This window comes from bacterium, assembly GCA_035371905.1.
Taxonomy (GTDB): Bacteria; Ratteibacteria; UBA8468; order B48-G9; family JAFGKM01; genus JAMWDI01.
Genome location: DAORXQ010000046.1, coordinates 1 through 14,273 on the forward strand (window position 1 = coordinate 1; position 14,273 = coordinate 14,273).

Here is a 14,273-nt window from a genome sequence, read left to right on the forward strand (position 1 = left end):
AAGAAAGAATTACTAAAAATACACTTATAAGGGTTTTTATAGATGCTTTTCAAAATGTAAATTTCAATATCAAAAATATTCCTGACGAAGAAGAACTTTTAAAAAGGGTCCTTGAAAAAATTTTAAAGGATTAATATTCTATAATTTTCCCTTTTTCTGCTGATTCAATGGTTTTATCAATTATTCCTATAACATTTCTCGCTATCTGAACATCTATTTCGGCTTTTTCTCCAAAAATTAAATGGTCTGCAATACTGTTATAAAATCTGAATGTTTCACTTTTTAAGGGTTGAACTATTTTTTCAGTCATTCCATTTTCATATCTGTAAACCTTTATTAAATCTGTCTGAATAATTCCTCCTTTTTCTCCAAGTATTCTCCATCTCGGTTTTGGGATTGATGCAATAGAAGATGATTGAACATCTGCTACTTCTCCATTTTCAAAAGTTATTATACTTTTAACTTCATCTTCATTTGAAAAGTTAAACCATTTTCTTTTTTGAATAATTCCATAAACATTTTTTATTTTTGAAGGGATAAGAAGTAATAACCAGTAAAGAAAATGTGCTCCCCAGTCATAAAAAATTCCACCTGAAATTTCTTTTTCACTTCTCCACCATTCTCTTGGCATTCCATATCCACCCATAAAAATTTCAATATTAAAAATTTTCCCTATTTCACCTGATTTAACAATTTTTTCTATTTTAAGAAAATCACCATCCCATCTCCTGTTATGAAAGACAGAAAGCATTAAGTTATTTTTTTCTGCAGTTTCTATCATTTCATCCGCTTCTTTTAATTTTATACACATTGGTTTTTCCACTACAACATTTTTTCCTGCGTTTAGAGAAGCAATAGTGAGGTCTCTATGTGTATTGTGTGGAGTTATAATCACAACAAGTTCTGTTTCTTTATCATTCAGAAATTTATCTAACTCTGTAAAAGTTTTACTATCTGGAAAGTCCTTTTTTGCTTGTTCAACTCTTTCTTTATTAATATCATAAAAAGAAACTGTTTTTAATCCATATGTAGAATTTATTAAATCCGCATGATATTTACCCATACCAAAAGCAGGCCCATATCCAATAATTCCACACTTTATCTCTCTTTCTTGTTTTTCATTTCTTGTTGACCAGAAAATTCCCCTTTTAATTGCCTTTATAACATCCTTATTTTCAAAAACATTTAAACTATGACCACAGGCAAAATAAAAAATTCTTCCGTTTCCATAATTTCTTATGTAGCCAAGAGGTAATAATTTTCCCTGCCAGTAACCATTAAATAAAACTTCTACATCGTCTTTTACATTTAAAAAGTAAAACTCGTCTTCAATTATTGTTGATGGTATTCTTCTATTTATATAATGAGAATTATTTGATTTAAGTTCAAATGGAAAGACAGGACTATGAGATATAAATTCACATCCAAGAACTTCTTTAAACTTTTTATTTTTTTTGAAATAAGCACCTGTTGAATGAATTCCTATAAGCCCTCCTCCATTTTTGATATACTGAATCAGTTTTTCTTCTTCTTTTTCATCTAAATCTGTATTGTCTGCATAAATTAAAATTCCATCGTAATTAAATATTTCATCTTTTGAAAAGATTTCTTTGTTTTTTTCAATTAAAATTTCATATTCATTTAGGTCTTTTTCTATTATCTTTGCAAGTTCAAAAGAAGGATGATAAGGTTTTTCGCCGATAAAAATTAATAATTTCTTTTTTTCCATTTTTCTCCTTTTTTATTCAAAATAAAATAAATTTAAGATTTTTTTGCAAATGAAGGGTCTGTAATTCTTTCTTCTTTAACGACTTTTTTTGGTTTTGATGATTTCTTTAACTCTTCTATTAATTGGTCATATTCTTTTCTATTAACAGGTATTTCAACCTCTTTATTCTTTTTTCCTGAAAGTATACAAGCATTTATAAATTCTACACTGTTTAATCCTTCTTCTCCATTTACAATCAGTTTTTCTCCATAAAGAACCGCTCTGGCAAAATTTCTTATTATTACAGAATGACCTGTTTGAATATTTGATGTAATTTCAATCTTTTCTTCAGTATATTTTAAAGAGCCCCACATACTTTCTACTTTAACAATTGATTCACTTATTGGATATTCAAAAGAGTAAAAAGTAAGAGAACTTCCTCTGATTACAAGTTTTCCTTTATCTCCTGTGAATTCCATATGTAACGGTCCAACAGGCTCACAGGTAGATGTATAATAATATCCCCATGCACCATTCTTATATTCAAGAAGCGCACTTACTTCATCTTCTACTTCTATATCATGGAGTTTTGTTCTTGTTTTTGCATAAATTTTTTTAGGTAAGCCTCCAAGAAGAGTAAACAAATCAATTGTATGAGGCGCCTGGTTTATTAAAACACCTCCTCCTTCTCCAATCCATGTTGCTCTCCATGTTGCACTATTATAATATGCCTGACTTCTATACCATGGGTCTACACATACACTTTTCTGAATTTCTCCAAGTGCCCCGCTTTTAATAATTTCCACTGCTTTTTTAAATAGTGGTTCTGCTCTTCTTTGAAACATAATTGTGAAAACTTTACCTGATTTTTTTGCTGCTTTTATCATTTTGTCTGCATCTGAAACTCTTACGGCAATTGGTTTTTCGCTTAAAACATGAAGTCCATTTTCAAAAGCAAATATTGCTATTTCAGGATGAAACCAGTGGGGAGTTGCAATTATTACACCGTCACATAATCCACTTTTTATTGCTTCTTTATAATCAGTAAAATATTTAACTCCTAATTCTTCTCCTTTACTTTTTGCAACATTTCCGTCTATATCACAAACAAATGTTAGTTCAGTTTCTTCAAGATTTTTAACACTTCTACAATGAGCAGAACCCATTCCACCAACTCCTATAACTCCTATTCTTAATTTTTTCATTTTCATCCTCCTTTTGATCTTTAAAATTTCTGTGCTATTTTTAATTTCGTTTCTGTTTCACCACCATTTATAAGATAGAGTAGTGGTAAAGGTCTGTCAATACCTTCAATGAATTCTGGTCTATCTTTCCATGGATTTACAGATAATACATTTGATAAATCCATCCAGTATTGAAGTCGTGCAACAGGTAAATCCCATATCATATGGAAATGATTTGCTGGAGCATACTGTTTATACTCAATCATACTTGCATATTTAGGGACTACAAATGTATGAGGCCATGTATATGTTGAAGTTTTACAAACTGCTTCTGCAAGTTTTTCAGGAAGTTCAACCGTTTCGGCCTCATCCCATATCATTGAGAATATATTATTTAATGAACTGTAAGCAAGACGACCTGCAATACCTTTAATTCCACCAGGTGAAACAAATGTAACAGAATTTCCAAGGCCTGGAAAGTAAAATTCATCAGCGAGAGGAAACTTAATTCTTTTCATTATTTCTTCAGGTTTTTCTCCCGGATAACCTGCCCAGTCAAAAGAAGCACTTCCAGAATTATCTCCATCTACAAATCCTTTAACTGCCCATATTTCATCACCTTTTATTTTTATACCAATTTTCTCTGCAAGTTGTTTAATTTCCCATCCTTCCCAGACCTTTCGGAAATCCATAAATAATGGAGGTGCTCCTCCTGAAAGATATGTAAAGAAAAGCATTGTTAAAAGTCCCTGAACATCTGCTTCTGTTGCATATGGAACTGGTTGTTTTTTACCATTATGGTCAAATGTGGAGTTAAAAATTGACTCCATAATATCTGCAACGGGTAAAGGAATCCCTCTTTTATCTGAACCCCATTCAAGTTGACTCATAAAACCACCACCAACAGCATTTAAATCCTTCATTATATCTCTGACTATAAGATACATTGCAAGTGATTGATTTAATCTTTTACTATCCTCTTCATTTCTAATTTCAATTCCACCTGAATTTTTTTCAAGCCAGTTTCTTAATTCTTTAAGTTCTTCTTTATTATATGCTTCTTTATTCAACATATCAGCAAGAAGTTTCATATCAAGACGAGTTATTTCAATTCCAAAAATTTTTCTTGTTGGAATGATATGGGCAAGAGCAGTTTCCATTCCCATAGAATCATGGCCAAAAATAACAACTCTTCTACCTTTAAGACCTGTATATGTAATTGCAGCATAACACCAGTCAATGAGTTGTTTTTGTGTTTCTTCACTCATTACAGGATTTAAACCTGTATCAGGCCAGTTTCCAACAATTATATGAATTAACTTACCATATTGAGAAATTGCTCCACTGCATGCGTGAGTATAAACGACTCCTGGTTTTGGTCCACTATTTCCACAAGTTAAGTTAATAGGTGTATCTGAGGGAAATTGTTGCAAAAAAGAAATAAGAGTTAACTGCGGAAATGCCCATGTATCGGGAACACCTACAAGTATATTTACTTTTTCATTTTCAAATTGTCTTGCAACTATATCTGCCTGTTTTTCTCCATCAATTAAGATATCGCTATAAACCACTTTGCAGGGAGAACCGTCTGGTAATTTTACTTTTTGAGCAATTATATTTGCGGTCATTTCAATTATATTTTTTACTCTCTGCCTGGATTCTTCGTCTATTCTTGGATCACATGGGGCAAAAACACCAATAACAACATTTTTTATATATGAAGAAAGATTAGTATTTGCTTTTACTGCCTTGTTCATTTTCATCCCCCTTTTTCTGACTTTCTTCTATTTGTTTTCGGCTTAAGAGAACCCTACCCTGTTCATCTATGCCTATTACTTTGACTTTAATAGGAGAACCAATTTTAACCACATCTTCAACTCTTTTAATCCTGTATGGTGCAAGTTCAGAAATGTGAACAAGTCCTTCTTGAGAGGGTAAAAATTTAACAACTGCACCAAATGGAAATATTTTTGTCACCACACCTTCATATATCTGTCCTATTTCAGGTTCTTCTGCAATTTTATTAATTTCACTTGCTGCTTTTTTACACGCTTCCATATCATTTGAGTATATCCTTATTTCACCTTCTTCAAGTATATCAATTCTAACTCCTGTTTCGTCTATTATCTTTTTTATTGTTTTTCCTCCTGAACCAATTACAAGACCAACTTTTTCAGGATTAATTTTAATTGTTAAAATTTTTGGAGCATAGGGAGAAAGAGAAGTTCTCGGCGAAGAAATAACACTGTACATTTTATCAAGGATTTCTTTTCTTGCTTCTTTTGACTGATAAACTGCTTCTTTTAAAATTTCAAACGTAAGATTGGTAATTTTAACATCCATCTGGAATCCTGTTATCCCGTCTTTTGTTCCAGCTATTTTTAAATCCATATCTCCGTAATGGTCCTCTTCACCCTGAATATCTGTAAGTATTACATATTTATCTCCATTTTTAATCAATCCAACTGATACCCCTCCCACATGTTTTTCAATAGGAACTCCAGCATCCATAAGGGATAAACTACCAGCACAAACTGTTGCCATTGAAGAAGAACCATTTGATTCAAGTATATTTGCAACTATTCTTATTGTATACGGAAAAACTTTTTCAGATGGAATCATTGGTAAAAGAGCTCTTTCTGCGAGATTTCCGTGTCCAATTTCTCTTCTGGAAGGAGCTCTTAACTGGGAAACTTCACCAACAGAAAACGGCGGAAAGTTATAATGAACCATAAATCTTTTTGTTGTTTCTTCATAAAGCCCATCAACTATTTGCTGGTCCATACTCGTACCAAGAGTAACAGAAGCAAGGCATTGTGTTTGTCCTCTTGTAAATAAAGCAGACCCATGATTTCTCGGTAGAAGTCCAACTTTACACTCTATCGGTCTTATTTCTTTTAAATCCCTTCCATCAAGTCGTTTTTTATGGGTTAGTATTAGATTTCTTATTTCATTTTCAAATATATGTTCATATATTTTTTCAATTTCTTTTTTCTTTTCTTCTTCAAATTGAGTGAGAAATGTTTCTTTAATCTGTTTATAAAATTCTTTTCTTTTTTGTTTTTCGGGATAATTATACGCATTTGTTATGTTTTTTCTTATATAGTCAGTAATAATTTCAGATATTTCTTTTTCAATACTGAACTCTACTTTTTCTTTTTCCTGACAGGTAATTTCTTTTAAGACATTTACTATTTTTTTTATCTCATTCCATCCCAGTTCTATCGCTGTTAAAAAGTCCTCCTCAGATATTTCATTTGCAATTCCTTCAAGCATTACTATGGAGTTTTCCGTTCCTGAAATTACTAAATTCAAATCACTTTCCTGTGAATCAGAAATTGTCGGATTTATTAAAAATTTTCCATTTTTTTTCACTATTCTGACAGAAGCAACTGGAATATAAAAAGGGATTGGAGAAAAAAGTAATGATGTTGAAGCACCAATTATTGATAGAATATCAGGTTCATTTTCCTGGTCTGCTGAAAGTACAAGAGAGATTATTTGGACTTCTTTATAAAAATTTTCCGGGAAAATTGGTCTTATTGACCTATCAATTAATCTACTTACAAGAACTTCTCTTTCAGATGGTTTTCCTTCTCTTTTAAAAAATCCTCCTGGAATTTTACCTGCGGCGGATGTTTGTTCTCTGTAATCACAGATTAAAGGGAAAAAATCAACATCTTCCTTTTCTTCTTCACTCTGGACTGCTGTTACAAGTACAATTGTTTCTCCACACCTGACAAGAGAAGACCCATGACTTTGTTTTGCAACAGAATTCAATTCAATCTCTATATTCTTCTCTCCAGAGGAGATAACTATTTTTTTCATTTTTTACTTTCTCAGATTCAACTCGTTAATTACTTTTGAATATTTTTCCGGGTCTATCTGCTGGAGATATCTTAGCAACTTTCTTCTTTTTCCAATCAATTTTAAAAATCCTCTTCTGGAATTAAAATCTTTTTTGTGCTTTTTAAAATGTTCATTTAATACTTCAATTCTTTTTGTAAGAATAGCAATTTGCACCTCTGGAGAACCTGTATCTTTTTCATGTCTTCCAAATTTTTTCATCAAATCTTTTTTTATCTCACTTTCAAGCATTTTTTCTCCCTTTTTCTTTTTTTATTTTATAATAAATAATTATATGCTAAAAAAAACCTTTGTCAATTTTATAATTTAATGTTAAATTTATTATAAAATTCTTAAGAAAAAAATGGAAAATTTTATAAAATTGAGAGGAATGCGAGATATTTTGCCGGAAGAAATTGAGATATGGAAGAAAATTGAAAAAACATTTATTGAGGTAAGTGAGTTATTTGGTTTTGGAGAGATAAGAATTCCTGTTTTAGAAAGTAAGGCCTTATTTGAGAAGGGAATTGGTACAGATACAGATATAGTTATGAAGGAAATGTATGAATTTAAAGATAAAAAAGGAAGAGATATTGCTTTAAGGCCTGAAGGAACTGCTTCTGTTGTCAGAGCATATATTGAAAATAAAATTTATGAAAAGAAAAAAATTGCAAGATTTTATTATCTTGGTCCTATGTTCAGGTATGATAGACCTCAGAAAGGAAGATACAGACAGTTTTATCAGTTCGGTGTAGAAAGTTTTGGTGGAAAAAGTCCATATTTTGATGGAGAAGTAATACAAATACTGAGTATTGTTTTTGAAAAACTTATGATTGAAAATTTTGTATTTCTTATAAACTCTCTCGGATGCAAAAATTGTAAAAATGAATATGTTGAAATAATAAAAAGTTATTTTGAAGAAAATTTTGATAAATTTTGTGATGATTGTAAATTAAGAATAAGAAGGAATCCGTTAAGAGTTTTTGATTGTAAGAATAACTTGTGTAAGTATGCAATTGAAAAATTGCCCTCTATTATTGATTATTTGTGCAACGATTGTAAAAAACATTTTGATATACTTATAAATTTACTTAAAAAATTTAATGTGAATTTTGAAATTAATCCGAAACTTGTAAGAGGGCTTGATTATTATACTAAAACAGTTTTTGAAGTACTGGATAAAAATGAAAATATAGCAATCGCAGGTGGTGGAAGATATGATAATCTTGTTAAAGAAATGGGTGGACCGGATATTCCGGCTGTTGGTTTTGCTGCAGGTATTGATAGAATAGTTCCGCTTTTAAACTCAAAACAAATTGAAAAAAAGGAAATTATCTATTGTATTTTTCTTGGGGAAAATGCAAGAATAAAAGGTTTTGAAATAATGAAAAATTTGATTGATAACGAAATAAGAGTTGAATCTGACTATGAAGATAGACCAATAGGAGAATATTTGAGGATTGCTAACAAAAGCGGAAAAAAATGGTGTATAATTTTAGGAGAAAATGAGATTAAAAAAGGAGTTATTATTTTAAAAAATATGGAGACAGGTTTTCAGGAAGAAATAAATGAAAAAGATATAGTGAATATTATAAAGGAGAAGATAAAATGATAAGAACTCATACCTGCGGTGAATTATCAAGAAAAAATGTCGGAGAAAAAGTAAAACTTTGTGGTTGGATTCATTCAATCAGGGACCATGGGAATTTAATATTTATTGATTTAAGAGATAGATATGGGATTACTCAGATTGTTTGTTCTCAGGAAGGAATTTCAGTTGAAAAATGGGAAAAATTAAAAGAAATTAAAAATGAGTTTGTTATTTCTATAGAAGGTTATGTTGTTGAAAGACCTGAGGAGACCATAAATAAAAAAATACCTACAGGTGAAATTGAGGTTAAACTTATTAATTTTGAAATTTTAAATACAAGTAAAATTTTACCATTTGAAATTGAAGGAAATGAAAAGATAAATGAAACATTGCGACTTAAATATAGATACCTTGATATGAGAAAACCTGATTTTCAGAAAAATCTTATTAAAAGGTCTGATTTCGTTTTTCATGTAAGAGAATTTTTAAAAAAACATAATTTTGTAGAAATTGAAACTCCGATTCTGACAAAAAGTACTCCGGAAGGTGCGAGAGATTTCATTGTTCCTTCAAGATTGAATCCGGGGAAATTCTACGCTTTGCCACAGTCACCACAACTTTTTAAACAGATTTTAATGATAGGAGGTTTTGATAGGTATTATCAGATAGCAAAGTGTTTCAGGGATGAAGATTTAAGAGCAGATAGACAGCCTGAATTTACACAAATAGATATTGAAATGTCTTTTATAGAAGAAAATGATATTATTACACTGATGGAAAATCTTTTTAAGGATGTAATAGAAAAAACATTTGGAATAAAAATTGAAATTCCATTTAAAAAAATTACTTATAATGAGGCAATAGAAAAATATGGTACAGATGCACCTGATATGAGAACTAACATTGAATTTGTTGATTTAACCAGAATTTTTGAAAAAAGTGAAATAAGGATATTGAATGAAATTATTGAAAGAAAAGGTGTAATTAAAGGTTTTTTTATAAAAGACGGAGAGAAGATTACTTTGAAAAATATTGAGGAATATAATGAATTTGTTAAAAATGCTGGTGGGAACGGAATTGGATGGATAAGATTTAAAAATGATGATATACAAAGTCCACTCAAAAAAATTCTTTCTGAAAATATAGTAAATGAAATTAAAAACTTATCACCTCATAAATCATCCAATGAACTTTTATTATTTCTTGGAGGAAAAAGAAGTTGGGTAAATGAAATACTTAAAGGACTGATTGATAGAATGAAAGATAAATTAATTGAAAAAAAAGATGAACTTTCTTTTATATGGGTTGTTGATTTTCCTCTTTTTGAATACAACGAAGAGGAAAAACGGATTCAATCGGTTCATCATCCTTTTACTTCTCCTAAAATAGAGGATATTGAAATACTTGAAACAGAACCGTTAAAGGTAAAATCAAGAGCATATGATATTGTATTAAATGGTATAGAAATTGGTGGAGGAAGTATAAGAATAAATAAAAGAGAACTTCAGGAAAAGATTTTTAAGATTATAGGACTTGAAGAGAATATTTATTTACAGAGATTTGGATTTTTACTGGAAGCCCTTGAATTTGGTGCTCCACCCCACGGCGGTATTGCTATCGGGCTTGATAGGTTGGTGATGCTTTTACTTGGAGAAGAAAGTATACGGGAAACTATTGCTTTTCCAAAAACCCAGAAAGGAGTTTGTCTTTTAACAGATGCACCGGGTGAAGTGGAATATAATCTTTTAAAGGAAAATAGAATTAAAATTGACATTGCAAATGAATAATGATAATCTTTTTATAAGAAAATGTGGAGGGGAAAATGAAAAAACTGTTATTATTTGTATGTAGTTTATTATTAAGTGGTTGTGCGATGTATCAAACCAAAAGAGAAATTGAACCAAAAAAATCTTTTGAGGAAATGGTTGATATTAAATTAAAACAGGCAATAGCAATAGCGGAAACAGCACTTGAAATCAGTAAAAATGCTGAAAAATTATCTATAGAAGCAGTTAATACGAGTAATCAGGCAAAGGCAAATTCTGAAGTAGCGATAAAAAAAGTAGATGAAGCAATAGCAGCAACAAATGAAGTTAAAAAATTTACTGAAAGTGAAGTTCAGAAAGCAATAAGTGCAGCAAATAAAGCATCTGAAGAGGCGATTAAGGCTGCAAATGAGGCATCTCAAAAGGCAATTGATAAGTCAAATGAAGCAATAAAAATAGCAAATGAAGCAAGTGAGAAAGCAATAAATATGGCAAATGAAGCAAGTGAAAAAGCAATAAAAGCATCCAATGAAGCAAGTGAAAAATCAATTGCAGTAGCCAATCAAACAATAGCAGAAATTAATAAACTTAGAGCAACTATTCAGATGAAACCATCGGAACCAATTATAGAAGAAGAACCTAAATCAGGTAAATATTATACCATTCAAAAAGGAGATACTTTAAAAAAAATTGCTTATAAGTTTTATAATGATACTTCAAAATGGTATTTGATTTATCAAGCAAATAAAGACATTATAAAAAATCCTGATAATTTAGTACCCGGTAGAAAAATATACATACCCTAAAAATGATTATTAAAAAACAGATTGAAATTTCCAACGAAGAAGCCCAATTCCTTTATGGTATAAGAGATGAAAATCTTGAATTTATAGAAAATCTTTTTGGGATTGAAATTTTTGCCAGAGGGAATTTACTGACATTTAAAGGGGAAAATGAAAAAGTAGAAAAAGTTTTAGAACTTTTACATGAAATCCTTAGAAATAGAGCAAAAAAGAAATTTATTACAAAAAGTGATATTCTTATGATGGTAAGAGATGATAAAGGAAAAGAAATAAAAGATGAAAAAACACAGGAAAAAAAAGACAGTAGTATCTGGATAAATTCAAAAAAAGATTTTGTTATACCAAAAACATCCACTCAAAAAAAATATGTAAAAGCAATAAGAAAATATGACCTTGTTGTTGGAATAGGACCTGCAGGAACAGGAAAAACATATCTTGCAGTTGCATGTGGAATTGAAGCGATTAAAAAAGGACAGTTTCAGAGATTTATTTTAACCAGACCTGCTCTTGAAGCAGGGGAACGACTTGGATTTTTGCCAGGTGATCTTGAAGAAAAGATTAAACCGTACCTTCAACCTATATATGATGCACTTTTTGACCTGCTTAAATATGAAGAGTTGAGAAGATGGCAGGAAAGAAAAATTATAGAAATTGTTCCACTTGCATATATGAGAGGTAGAACTTTAAGTAATGCTTTTATAATACTTGATGAAGCACAAAATACGAGTTTTGCACAAATGAAAATGTTTTTAACACGACTTGGTATTGATTCAAAAATTGTTATAACAGGTGATATAACCCAGATTGACCATCCTTTATCTTCAACAACTTCAGGGCTTGTAGAAGTTCAAAGTATTCTTTCAGGGATAAAAGGGATTAAATTTGTTTACTTTACCAATAGAGATGTTGTAAGACATAAACTTGTCAAAAAAATCATAGATGCTTATGAGAAATACTACAAAAATAGAAATGGAAATAGAAATCTTTCAGAGGATAAGGAAAATAAAAATAAATAAAGAATTTTTAAAAAATAAACTTATCAGGTTAAAAAAAATAATTAATCCACCACCAAAAAAAGTATTCGTTTATTTAGTTAATAACAGAAAAATAAAATTGTTAAATAAAGAATTTCTAAAAAAAAATGGATTTACTGATGTTATTTCTTTTAAATACTCAAAGGACTTTGGAGAATTAATAATTTCTGTTGAAGAATGTGAAAAAAATGCAAAAATTTATTCCAATACACTGGAGGAAGAACTTCTTTATGTAATAATTCACGGGATTTTACATTTAAAAGGATATAGAGATTATAATAAAAAAGAAAGAGAAAAAATGTTGTCTATTCAGGATGAAATTTTTAGTGTGATTATGCAAAATGAAAAACAAAAAAAATTCTTCTTTGCTTGAAAGTTTTAATTCTGCTTTTAATGGACTTATTTATGTTTTTAAAAGAGAAAGAAATTTTAAAATTCATGTTTTTATGGGTATTGTTGCAATATTATTATCTCTTTTTTTTCATGTGCCATTTACTGAAACCTTAATAATTATCGTTCTTATTTCTCTTGTAATGGTTTCCGAAATAATAAATACCGGTATAGAGATTCTTTCAGAGAATATGAGTAAGGAAAATCAGAATATTATAAAAGTTGTTAAAGATATTTGTGCTTCCGCTGTTTTAGTATCTTCAATTTTTGCTTTTATATGTGGTTATTTAATCTTTATAAAGTTTTTTCCAGAAGGTTTTAGAAATATTTTTGAAAATATTGCGAGGTCTCCATGGTATTTCACTTTTATTACTCTTATTATTGTTTCATTTCTAACTATTGTTTTGAAAATACTTACAGGAGAAAGTTTTACTCTTGCAGGTGGTATGCCGAGTGTTCATAGCGGAATTGCTTTTAGTATATGGGTTGCTATTTCCTTTTTAACATTTAAGGATTACCCTGTAATTTCTCCACTTGTTTTTTTACTTTCTTTCTGGGTTGCTCAAAGCAGAATAACAAAAAAAATTCATACCATAGAAGAGGTTATAATTGGGGGAATAATAGGTATAATTGTTACTATATTACTTTTTCAAATTTTCTGGAGGTGAAAATTGAAGACATTAAAAAAACATTTTATTTCAGGGATAATTTTTATAGTTCCTATCTCTCTTTCTATATGGATTTTATTTAAAATATTTATTTTTCTTGAGAATATCCTTGGAAATTTTTTTAAAAAATTTTTTGTCAACATATATACGCCTGGAATTGGTTTAATCTCTCTGATACTTGTGATTTTATTTGTAGGTTTTCTGGCAAATAATTTTTTAGGAAAAAAGTTTCTTGGATTGATTGAATTACTTTTTGAAAATATTCCATTTTTGAATAAAATTTTCAGTTTTATAAAAAATATTGTTAAAAAAATAACAGAAGAGAAAAAAAATATTTTCAAAGGAGTGGTTAAAGTTAGGTTACCTAACGATTCATATACAATTGGATTCATTACAGATGAAGGGAAAGATAGTAAAGAAATATGTGTTTTTGTTCCTACTGTTCCGAATATAAGTACAGGAATTATTTTTATGATTCCAAAAGAAAAAATTGAAAAAATAGATATTTCAGTTGAAGATGCTTTAAAAATTGTTATCTCTATGGGTATTTTTAAGTCTTAAAATGCCACCAATATTGATTGAAGGTTTTATTTTAAAAAAAATTAACTTTAGAGAAACGAGTGTAATACTGACTTTATTTACAAAAGAATTTGGGAAAATTAAAGGAGTTTTAAAAGGTGTCAGAAAAGAAAAAAGCAAAATTCCTCCTTTAACTTTTACTGAAGGCGCATATATTTCAACATTTCTTTATAAAAAGAGATCAGAGTTAAACCTTTTAAGTTCTCCAAATTTAATCAATTTTTTTTATTTTGAGGATAAAAAATCCTCTAAAATATACTACTATATTTTAAAACTTATAGACCTTTTTACTCCAGAGTTACAGAAAGATGAGAATATTTTTTATCTTTTGAAAGAAACAATAGAAAATTTAAAACAGAATAAAAAAAAACATTTAATTTTTCTTACTTTTAAAATAAAGTTTATAGAATTTCTTGGATACGGAATAAAAATTGATAATTGTTGTATTTGTGAAAAAGAAAGTAGAAGATATTTTTTTTCTCCGAGAAAAGGGGGTGTTCTTTGTTATAATTGTAGAAAAGAAGACCAGAATTGTGTTAAAATATCTATTAGATTAATTTCAATAATAAGATTTATTAAAAGAAATGATTTTAAAAATGTTGGAATACTGAATGTCAAGAGAAATGATGCTGAAAGAATAAATTTTTTGTGTAATCTTGTTCTTTATTATCATTCAAATTTAAATTTTATATGGTGGAGAAATG

The 14,273-nt window shown here is 29.3% G+C and carries 13 protein-coding genes; 8 read left to right on the plus strand and 5 right to left on the minus strand.

Annotation, left to right across the window (positions count from 1 at the left end; translation table 11 throughout):
- Positions 1 to 130 precede the first annotated feature (130 nt).
- The 5 genes from PKV21_05965 to rpsO are packed head-to-tail and all read right to left on the minus strand — an operon-like array spanning position 131 to position 6,990.
- On the minus strand, positions 131 to 1,729 hold the full coding sequence (locus PKV21_05965) for a ThuA domain-containing protein (protein ID HOM27035.1): 1,599 nt from the start codon (positions 1,727 to 1,729) through the stop codon (positions 131 to 133).
- Between the two features lie 32 nt (positions 1,730 to 1,761).
- The gene (locus PKV21_05970) at positions 1,762 to 2,913 is read right to left on the minus strand and encodes a Gfo/Idh/MocA family oxidoreductase (GenBank protein ID HOM27036.1); all 1,152 of its coding nucleotides are present in this window, start codon (positions 2,911 to 2,913) and stop codon (positions 1,762 to 1,764) included.
- Positions 2,914 to 2,933: 20 nt separating this feature from the next.
- The gene (locus tag PKV21_05975; protein ID HOM27037.1) at positions 2,934 to 4,649 is read right to left on the minus strand and encodes a hypothetical protein; all 1,716 of its coding nucleotides are present in this window, start codon (positions 4,647 to 4,649) and stop codon (positions 2,934 to 2,936) included.
- The gene (locus PKV21_05980) at positions 4,621 to 6,720 is read right to left on the minus strand and encodes a polyribonucleotide nucleotidyltransferase (GenBank protein HOM27038.1); all 2,100 of its coding nucleotides are present in this window, start codon (positions 6,718 to 6,720) and stop codon (positions 4,621 to 4,623) included. Before PKV21_05980 ends, PKV21_05975 begins: the two co-directional genes overlap by 29 nt.
- Before the next feature lie 3 nt (positions 6,721 to 6,723).
- A complete protein-coding gene (rpsO, locus tag PKV21_05985) occupies positions 6,724 to 6,990 on the minus strand; it encodes a 30S ribosomal protein S15 (protein HOM27039.1) in 267 nt (88 codons plus the stop codon).
- Positions 6,991 to 7,102: 112 nt separating this feature from the next.
- Between rpsO and hisS the strand changes: the two genes are divergently transcribed.
- From hisS to recO, 8 genes are all read left to right on the plus strand, one after another.
- Complete coding sequence (gene hisS / locus PKV21_05990; GenBank protein ID HOM27040.1) at positions 7,103 to 8,350, plus strand: histidine--tRNA ligase; 1,248 nt, start codon at positions 7,103 to 7,105, stop codon at positions 8,348 to 8,350.
- Positions 8,347 to 10,116, plus strand: a complete 1,770-nt coding sequence (gene aspS, locus PKV21_05995) for an aspartate--tRNA ligase (protein ID HOM27041.1) — start codon at positions 8,347 to 8,349, stop codon at positions 10,114 to 10,116. The genes hisS and aspS overlap by 4 nt, the downstream gene beginning before the upstream one ends.
- Before the next feature lie 35 nt (positions 10,117 to 10,151).
- On the plus strand, positions 10,152 to 10,901 hold the full coding sequence (locus PKV21_06000; protein ID HOM27042.1) for a LysM peptidoglycan-binding domain-containing protein: 750 nt from the start codon (positions 10,152 to 10,154) through the stop codon (positions 10,899 to 10,901).
- A 2-nt stretch (positions 10,902 to 10,903) separates the two neighbouring features.
- A complete protein-coding gene (locus PKV21_06005) occupies positions 10,904 to 11,914 on the plus strand; it encodes a PhoH family protein (protein ID HOM27043.1) in 1,011 nt (336 codons plus the stop codon).
- Positions 11,844 to 12,305 (plus strand): rRNA maturation RNase YbeY, encoded by a 462-nt coding sequence (ybeY, locus tag PKV21_06010; GenBank protein HOM27044.1) that lies wholly within the window; start codon positions 11,844 to 11,846, stop codon positions 12,303 to 12,305. The genes PKV21_06005 and ybeY overlap by 71 nt, the downstream gene beginning before the upstream one ends.
- Entirely contained in the window at positions 12,274 to 12,990 is a 717-nt protein-coding gene (locus PKV21_06015) for a diacylglycerol kinase (GenBank protein HOM27045.1), read from the plus strand. The genes ybeY and PKV21_06015 overlap by 32 nt, the downstream gene beginning before the upstream one ends.
- Before the next feature lie 3 nt (positions 12,991 to 12,993).
- Positions 12,994 to 13,551: a DUF502 domain-containing protein gene (locus PKV21_06020; protein HOM27046.1), complete on the plus strand. Its 558-nt coding sequence runs from the start codon at positions 12,994 to 12,996 to the stop codon at positions 13,549 to 13,551.
- Between the two features lies 1 nt (position 13,552).
- Positions 13,553 to 14,273 (plus strand): DNA repair protein RecO (recO, locus tag PKV21_06025; GenBank protein HOM27047.1); only part of this gene is annotated, 721 nt, incomplete at its 3' end.

Excerpts from the sequence above, each read along its gene's own strand:
- PKV21_05965 (HOM27035.1), bottom strand. The coding sequence starts at position 1,729 with ATGGAAAAAAAGAAATTATTAATTTTTATCGGCGAAAAACCTTATCAT.
- PKV21_05970 (HOM27036.1), bottom strand. The coding sequence starts at position 2,913 with ATGAAAAAATTAAGAATAGGAGTTATAGGAGTTGGTGGAATGGGTTCT.
- PKV21_05975 (HOM27037.1), bottom strand. The coding sequence starts at position 4,649 with ATGAACAAGGCAGTAAAAGCAAATACTAATCTTTCTTCATATATAAAA.
- PKV21_05980 (HOM27038.1), bottom strand. The coding sequence starts at position 6,720 with ATGAAAAAAATAGTTATCTCCTCTGGAGAGAAGAATATAGAGATTGAA.
- rpsO (HOM27039.1), bottom strand. The coding sequence starts at position 6,990 with ATGCTTGAAAGTGAGATAAAAAAAGATTTGATGAAAAAATTTGGAAGA.
- hisS (HOM27040.1), top strand. The coding sequence starts at position 7,103 with ATGGAAAATTTTATAAAATTGAGAGGAATGCGAGATATTTTGCCGGAA.
- aspS (HOM27041.1), top strand. The coding sequence starts at position 8,347 with ATGATAAGAACTCATACCTGCGGTGAATTATCAAGAAAAAATGTCGGA.
- PKV21_06000 (HOM27042.1), top strand. The coding sequence starts at position 10,152 with ATGAAAAAACTGTTATTATTTGTATGTAGTTTATTATTAAGTGGTTGT.
- PKV21_06005 (HOM27043.1), top strand. The coding sequence starts at position 10,904 with ATGATTATTAAAAAACAGATTGAAATTTCCAACGAAGAAGCCCAATTC.
- ybeY (HOM27044.1), top strand. The coding sequence starts at position 11,844 with ATGAGAAATACTACAAAAATAGAAATGGAAATAGAAATCTTTCAGAGG.
- PKV21_06015 (HOM27045.1), top strand. The coding sequence starts at position 12,274 with ATGAAAAACAAAAAAAATTCTTCTTTGCTTGAAAGTTTTAATTCTGCT.